The 7,275-nt window shown below is 65.5% G+C and carries 5 protein-coding genes and 2 pseudogenes; 2 read left to right on the top strand and 5 right to left on the bottom strand.

The window, feature by feature from the left end:
* Together A2J02_RS28350 and A2J02_RS18360 are read left to right on the top strand one after the other, a co-directional pair.
* Window positions 1-388, top strand: a pseudogene (locus A2J02_RS28350) (DUF6263 family protein); the annotation flags it as partial.
* A complete protein-coding gene (locus A2J02_RS18360; RefSeq protein WP_068051932.1) occupies window positions 385-1,128 on the top strand; it encodes a hypothetical protein in 744 nt (247 codons plus the stop codon). The pseudogene A2J02_RS28350 and the gene A2J02_RS18360, both read left to right, overlap by 4 nt.
* A gap of 94 nt (window positions 1,129-1,222) precedes the next feature.
* Here A2J02_RS18360 and A2J02_RS18365 read toward each other — a convergent pair whose 3' ends face one another.
* From A2J02_RS18365 to A2J02_RS18380, 5 genes and pseudogenes are all read right to left on the bottom strand, one after another.
* Window positions 1,223-1,708, bottom strand: a complete 486-nt coding sequence (locus A2J02_RS18365) for a hypothetical protein (RefSeq protein WP_176460298.1) — start codon at window positions 1,706-1,708, stop codon at window positions 1,223-1,225.
* A gap of 197 nt (window positions 1,709-1,905) precedes the next feature.
* Window positions 1,906-3,264 carry a DNA polymerase IV gene (locus A2J02_RS18370; RefSeq protein WP_068051935.1) on the bottom strand — a complete coding sequence of 453 codons (1,359 nt, stop codon included), beginning with the start codon at window positions 3,262-3,264 and terminating at the stop codon, window positions 1,906-1,908.
* Between the two features lie 103 nt (window positions 3,265-3,367).
* Window positions 3,368-6,505 carry an isoleucine--tRNA ligase gene (gene ileS, locus A2J02_RS18375; protein ID WP_068051944.1) on the bottom strand — a complete coding sequence of 1,046 codons (3,138 nt, stop codon included), beginning with the start codon at window positions 6,503-6,505 and terminating at the stop codon, window positions 3,368-3,370.
* A 284-nt stretch (window positions 6,506-6,789) separates the two neighbouring features.
* Window positions 6,790-6,966: a hypothetical protein gene (locus A2J02_RS28355; RefSeq protein WP_176460265.1), complete on the bottom strand. Its 177-nt coding sequence runs from the start codon at window positions 6,964-6,966 to the stop codon at window positions 6,790-6,792.
* A gap of 79 nt (window positions 6,967-7,045) precedes the next feature.
* Window positions 7,046-7,275 (bottom strand): annotated as a pseudogene (locus A2J02_RS18380) (cell wall synthesis protein); the annotation flags it as partial.

A 7,275-nucleotide genomic window follows, 5' to 3' on the forward strand; every position in this document is an offset into this window, starting at 1 on the left:
CGCGGTGTACCGCTCCGTCGACTTCCCCGAAGCAGAGGTGGGAGTGGGCGCGACATGGACCGTCGATCAACAGGTACTGAGCGGCATCACGTTGAACCAGCGCACCACGGTCACGCTGCGCGCACTCGACGGTGACCGAGCGACCCTGGACGTCGCGATCACCCAGACGCCCGAATCGACCACCTGGAACCTGCCCGACGACGCAGGGACGCTCAATATCGAGACGTACACGTTCACCGGCTCGGGAACGCTCGAGATCGATCTGACCCGACCACTTCCCGTCGGCGGATCGATCACCGCAGGTGGCGAGCAGATGTACACCGACCCCGAAAGCACAACCGTGCTGCGTCAGACCGTCGGAGATTCGATCACCTGGGCCGCCCGATGACCGGGCGGACCGCGACGCAGCTGCTGGCGGCGCTGTCTGTCCTCGGCGTCGCCGCGTCCGGGTGCAGCGCAGACGAGCCGGCCCCGACCCCTGCACCCGCGCCCAGCTCCGTCCCCGCACCCGATCCCTTGCTCGGTGCCCCCATCACCGACTCCGGCGTCCTCGCCGCAGCGATGTTGGGTCTCGGCGACCTCCCGGACGGCTTCTCCTCGATTCCCGACCCCGTTCAGGATCTCGGTCTCGATCCGGCTCCCGAGTACGACTCCCCCGACGAGTCCGGTACCGATCCTGCCGAGTGCGCTGCGGTACTGGCACCGATCTCGGAGCAGCGGGGCGGTGCGGCGTCGAACGCAGTCGTCCGCTTCTCGGGACCGAACTTCTCCTCGATCGACGAGGACGCGGCGAGTTACCCCGATACGGGCACGGCCGAGGCCTTCACGGCGATCCAGCAGGCGTGGGTGGGGTGCACGACGTTCAGCGGCACGGATGCGGACGGGGTGAGCGTCGACTACGCGTTGGCGGGCCGGGAGCAGTCGACGGTCGGTGACGCGTCGGCCTCGGTACGCCTGACCACCAGCAGTGAAGGGTTCACCTTGGTCTCCGATGTGGTGGTGGCCGTGGTCGACTCGACCGTCGTCCAGATCGTCGTCTCGGATCAGGCCGGCCTGGAACCGGAGACCGTCACCGCTGTCGCCGAGGCTGCCGTCGAACGCATTCGATCGGTGACACCGAGCATGTGAATCGAGCCGGGCCCACGAAAAACTGCCGGTGACGCGTCCCCGAGGGGACATGTCACCGGCAGTGTTCTTGTCGGTCAGAGACGATCGGCAGGACTCAGGGTGCGGGGCACGCCGGGCTGGTCAGCTGCGCGAGCGAGACGATGCCGCACGCGTTGTCCTTGGAGAGCTTCCAGACGCCGTCCTCGGGGACGAACTGGAAGGTGCCGGGGTTGGCCTGGCCGTTGAGCGTGATCGTGATGCCCGCGTTGAGGACGCCGGTGCCGAGATCGTCGATGCTGGTGATCTCGATCTGCGCGTTGTTGGCGACGGCAGCGGCGGCGACCTGGTTGATCAGTTCGGGATCCTCGGATGCACCCTGGATCAGGGCGGCCTTCTCCTCGACCGGAACGTTGGGGTCGAGCCCGCGTACGAGCTGAGCGTTGAGGTCCTCCACGGTCGGCACCGGCGGGTACGCACCGGCGTCGGGAGCGGCAGCGGCAGAAGTTGTGACCGCCGTCGTCGTCGCGGTGGGCTCTTCGTCGCCTCCGGAGCTGCAGGCGGTCATGGTGAGCGCTCCGGCGATGGCGATGCCGGCAACCATTGCCCGTCGGGTGTTGCGAAGCTTCAAGTGCTTGTCCTTTTCACTCTGAGTCACGTCTCGATCGTTCTGTGACTCGTCGGTCGTCTGGAATGGGGTCGTCTCGGACCTGGTCCACTATGTCAGCTCGACACGCCCGAGTCACAACGCGATCGGCATACCTGTGAAACCTCACAGAGTTTCCTCAGCGACGCCACAGCTCACTTCAGGCTGTCGAGAACGTCGGCAACGACCAGGTTGTCGTCCGATTCGGCGAAGGTGCGCGCGATTCCCGGCCCGCTGGTTCGCGTCTCGAATCGCACGGTCACCACCGAGTGACCGGCCCCCTGCACCCAGCCGTGACCGAAGTCGGGATGCCGGACGTCCATGCCCGGTTGCCACCGCGGACCGTCCGGGACGACGACATCCGCGGCGGCCTCGATCGGTGCGGGCGACTCCTCGGTCGCATCCGCGGCAGGCTCGTACTCCAGCTCGGGAAACAGCGAACCCTGTCGCACGGCCGACAGCCCGGCCAGCCCGACGCCGACGAGCCTGATCGGACCGACGTCGACCGGATCGACGGCAAGTCGCTGCGCCGTGGCCACGATGGTCTGCTTGTCCACCGTCGCGTACGGCAACGTTGCCGATCGGGTGATGATGCTCATGTCGGACTTGCGCAGTTTCAGTACCACCGTCCTGGCACCCCGACCGTCCTTCAGCAACCGGCGATGCGTCGAATCGACGATGGACTCGATGGCCGGGCGGAGCTGAGCGAGAGAGATCAGGTCCTGTGCGAACGTCGTCTCGGCGCTGACCTGTTTGGCCTCGGCCCGCTCGGCCACGACGCGATTGTCGATTCCGCGTGCGAGCTGATGCAGGCTCGGCCCCATCGTGGCCCCGAGAATCGACGCCACCTCGGACTCCGGGGTGGCCACGAACTTGCCGATGGTGTCGATCCCCAAGCGTCGCAAGCGCTCTCCGGCCACCGGTCCGATCCCCCACAATTTCCGAACCGGCAGAGCCGCCATCAACTCGGCCTGGATTCCCGGAGCGACGACGGTGATGCCGTCGGGTTTGGCCAGTCCCGACGCGATCTTGGCAATCTGCTTTCCGGATCCGGCACCGATCGAGGCGACCAGTCCGGTCTCGGCGAGTATCAGTGCGCGCAGGCCCGCGCAGAACTGCTCGACCTCGTGAACCGTCGCACCGGCGAGTTCGAGCGGCTCACCGAACGCCTCGTCGATCGAGAGTTGTTCGAGAACGGGCATGGGTCCGCGTAGTGCCTCGAAAGCGCGTCGGCTGAGCTCGGAGTAGAGAACGAACCGCGGTGGCAACACCACGGCCCCGGCTCCGACGAGTCGGCGAGCCTGATGCATCGGCATGGCCGAACGCGCCCCGAAGGCACGCGCCTGGTAGCTGCAACCGGCCACCACTCCCCGCCCACCCGCCCCGCCGACGAGGACCGGGCGGCCCCGCAACGTGGGGCGAGTGAGCTGTTCGGCGGATGCGAAGAACGCGTCCATGTCCAGGTGCAGCACCCATCGGCGACTCCGCAGAGTGTCGTCGGCGATGTTCGACATGGTCAGCCGAGATCGACGGTGAAGCCGAGCGTCTGCGCCGCACGGTCGGGTGTCGTACCCGACCACTGCTCGGTGGGCACGACGACCGATCCGTCGACGTCGATCATGACGACTTGGTGATCGCTGCCCGCACTCCCTCACCAAGATCGCTGCCGTCGTCCCCGACGCGTCCGTCGACGAGCGAGAGTGCGAGCACCTCACCGGCGATGAGATCGCGGTGCGTGTCGAGCCACGCCTGCCGATGTTCGGGGACCTCGATGACGATGTCGATGCGGTCCGAGACCTCGAAGCCGTGATTGCGACGCGCGTCCTGCAGTTCGCGGATGCGGTCCTTGGCCCAGCCCTCGGCTTCGAGCTCCTCGGTGACGGCGGAATCGAGCACGACCAGTCCGGCGTTTCCGGGCAACGGCGCCGTCGATTCGGGCTCGGCGGCAACGAGCCTGCGAGTGAATTCCTCCGGCAGCAGCGCAATTCCTGCTGCGCTCACCACACCGTCCGCGTCCTCGGACCAATCGCCTGCCTTCACGGCCTTGATGACGGTCTGGACGTCCTTGCCGATCCGCGGGCCCGCAGCACGCGCGTTGACGACGAGCTCGAACTTTCCGTGTACCGCAACGTCTTCGGTCAGATCGACCTTCTTGACGTTGACCTCGTCGGCGATGATGTCGACGAACGGACGCAGCCGCTCCGCATCGGCGGCCGCGACGGTCACCTCGGGCAGCGGCAACCGCACGCGCAGGTTCTGTGCCTTGCGCAGACCCAGAACGGTCGAGCACACGGTGCGGACCTCGTCCATGCTCTCGACGAGTTCGGGATCCGACGGCAGTTCGTCGGCCTCGGGCCAGTCGGTCAGGTGCACCGAGCGGCCACCGGTCAAGCCCCGCCACACCACTTCGCTGATCAGGGGCAGCAGCGGGGCGGCGATGCGCGTGAGCACCTCGAGCACGGTGTGCAGGGTGTCGATCGCGTCGGCGTCCTCGCTCCAGAACCGCGAACGCGACCGTCGCACATACCAATTGGTCAACGCATCGCAGAACGTGCGCAGCTCGTCGCAGGCACCGGCGATGTCGTTGCCCTCGAGCGCATCGGTGATCGCGTCGCGGGTGGCCGACAGCTTGGCCAGAACGTAACGATCGAGCACGTGCGGCGAATCGGTTCGCCACTGTCCGGGCTTCGAGGCGTAGAGCTGAAGGAAGCTCCACGCATTCCAGATCGGCAGTAACGCCTGGCGGACGCCCTCGCGGATGCCCTGCTCGGTGACGATGAGGTTGCCGCCGCGCAGGATCGGTGAGGACATCAGGAACCACCGCATGGCGTCGGAGCCGTCGCGGTCGAAGACCTCCTTGACGTCCGGGTAGTTGCCCTTGGACTTGCTCATCTTCAGGCCGTCGTCACCGAGCACGATGCCGTGTGCAGCAACAGTTTTGAACGCCGGTCGATCGAAGAGGGCCGTGGCCAGCACATGCAACGTGTAGAACCAGCCGCGTGTCTGCCCGTTGTACTCGACGATGAAATCGCCCGGGTTGTGCGTGGAGAACCACTCCTCGTTCTCGAACGGGAAGTGCACCTGCGCATACGGCATCGAGCCGGACTCGAACCAGCAGTCCAACACCTCGGGAACGCGGCGCATCGTGGACTCACCCGTCGGGTCGTCCGGGTTGGGACGCGTCAGATCGTCGATGTAGGGCCGGTGCAGATCGGTCGGCCGCACACCGAAGTCACGCTCGAGCTCGTCCAGGCTGCCGTACACATCCAGCCGTGGGTACGCCGGGTCGTCGGAAGTCCACGCCGGAATCGGGCTGCCCCAGTATCGGTTTCGGCTGATGTTCCAGTCGCGTGCACCTTCGAGCCACTTGCCGAACTGGCCGTCCTTGATGTGCTCGGGAACCCAGGTGATCTCCTGGTTCAGCTCGACCATCCGATCACGGAACTTGGTCACCGCGACGAACCACGACGGCACAGCCATGTAGATCAGTGGCTGACCACTGCGCCAGCTGTGTGGGTACGAGTGCTCGATGGTCTCGTGCCGCAACAACCGACCCGAGGCCTTCAGATCCTTGATTATCACCGGATTGGCGTCGAACACCATCAGGCCCTCGTACGGCGGCACCAGCGAGGTGAACTTGCCGCCTGCGTCGAGCGGTTGCACCACCTCGATGCCGTTCGCGGTGGCGACGTCCATGTCCTCCTCACCGAAAGCCGGTGCGAGGTGGACGATTCCGGTGCCCGAATCCGTGGTGACGTAGTCGGCTTGCAGCACGCGGTGCGAGTTCTCGTGACCGAGGAAGAAATCGTACGGCGGTGTGTAGGACAATCCGACCAACTCGGTACCGGTGTGCTCCGAGAGCACCTCCGGCTCCTCCCCCAGTTCCTTCGCGTAGTGCGAAAGACGCGCAGCGGCAAGCACGTAACGCTCACCGTCGGTGCCTCGCACCTGCACGTAGTGCACCTCGGGATGCACCGCGATCGCCAGGTTCGACGGCAGGGTCCACGGCGTGGTGGTCCAGATCAACGCGTTCGCGCCGTCCAGGGGCGAGCCGGGAGCCGTCAACGGCATCGTGACGGTGACCGCGGGATCCTGACGCATCTTGTACGCGTCGTCGAGGCGGGTCTCCTGATTGGACAGGGGCGTCTGCTCGTACCAGCTGTACGGCAGAACTCGGTAGCCCTGGTAGATCAGGCCCTTGTCGTGCAGCGTCTTGAATGCCCACATGACGGACTCCATGAAGTCGACGTCGAGGGTCTTGTAGTCGTTGTCGAAGTCGACCCACCGCGCCTGCCGAGTGACGTAGTCCCGCCACTCGTCGGTGTACTGGAGCACCGACTGCTTGCAGTAGGCGTTGAACTTCGCCAGGCCCATCTCGTCGATCTCGGACTTGTCCTTGATACCGAGTTGCTTCTCCGCTTCCAGCTCTGCGGGCAGACCGTGGCAGTCCCAGCCGAAGCGGCGCTCGACCTTCTTGCCCCGCATCGTCTGGAATCGCGGGACAACGTCCTTGACGTAACCGGTGAGGAGGTGGCCGTAGTGCGGCAGACCGTTCGCGAAGGGAGGGCCGTCGTAGAAGACGAATTCCTCGGCACCCGCTCGATTGTCGATGCTGGCTCGGAAGGTGCCGTCCTCGGCCCACTCGTGCAGCACGATGCGCTCGAGATCGGGGAACGGGACACTGCCCGATCGGCCCTCGGCCAGATCGACCAGCGGGTAGGACGCATTCTTCGGACGTGCGCTCGCATCTGCCATATCTGTCTCCTCCGTGCCGGACGCGTACTGGACGCGACACCTGTTGGCACGGGGACGACATTCGACGATCGGGACGTCGGATACCGCGGTACCACCCCGCTTGCTCGGCTCCGACGACACTGTCGCCGGAGCGAGCCTCTTCACGTGAGCTGTGACGGGCTCACCCGTTCGGTTCTACTGGACGTCGATTCGAGGTGGTTGCCCATCGAACCGAGTCGTTCTTCCGAAAGCTCCCCGGTGATAGCCGGATCGACGCCTGAAACAACTGGGGAAATCAGCACATATTACTTGTCGGGTTCCGGCGGTGGTCGTTTGCCCGTCAGTGCACCGACAAGTAGCAGAACTGCTCCCACGATACACACGACGATGCAGGCCCACGCCCACACGACCGACCCCGTCATCAACGCAAGAATTAGAAAGCCGAAGCCGATAGCCGCTGCGCCGAGAGTCAGGACCAGCACGTGATTCCTCGCTCACCGTTCGACGCGACGTCAGGGTGCGATGCTGCCGTGTTCGGCAGCATCGACACGAACTCCTGCGTCAGTTGCCCTTGGCGTACGACTGGCTGTACCCCGACGACTGGCTGTCCTGGTTGAAGTTGTCCTGCCCGTTGTCCACCGGCAGCGCCGAGGAACGGTTCTCGAGCTCTTCGAGCTGCGATTCCAGGTAGGACTTGAGCCGCACGCGGTACTCGCGCTCGAACGTCTTGAGCTGCTCGATGCGACCTTCGAGGACCGAACGCTGCTGGTTGATCGTCGCCATGATCTCGG

Source organism: Rhodococcus sp. EPR-147, from assembly GCF_001647185.1.
Classification (GTDB): Bacteria; Actinomycetota; Actinomycetes; order Mycobacteriales; family Mycobacteriaceae; genus Rhodococcoides.

Coding starts and splice junctions, on each gene's coding strand:
- A2J02_RS18370 (WP_068051935.1), bottom strand. CDS start 3,264: ATGTCGAACATCGCCGACGACACTCTGCGGAGTCGCCGATGGGTGCTG.
- A2J02_RS18360 (WP_068051932.1), top strand. CDS start 385: ATGACCGGGCGGACCGCGACGCAGCTGCTGGCGGCGCTGTCTGTCCTC.
- ileS (WP_068051944.1), bottom strand. CDS start 6,505: ATGGCAGATGCGAGCGCACGTCCGAAGAATGCGTCCTACCCGCTGGTC.
- A2J02_RS18365 (WP_176460298.1), bottom strand. CDS start 1,708: ATGGTTGCCGGCATCGCCATCGCCGGAGCGCTCACCATGACCGCCTGC.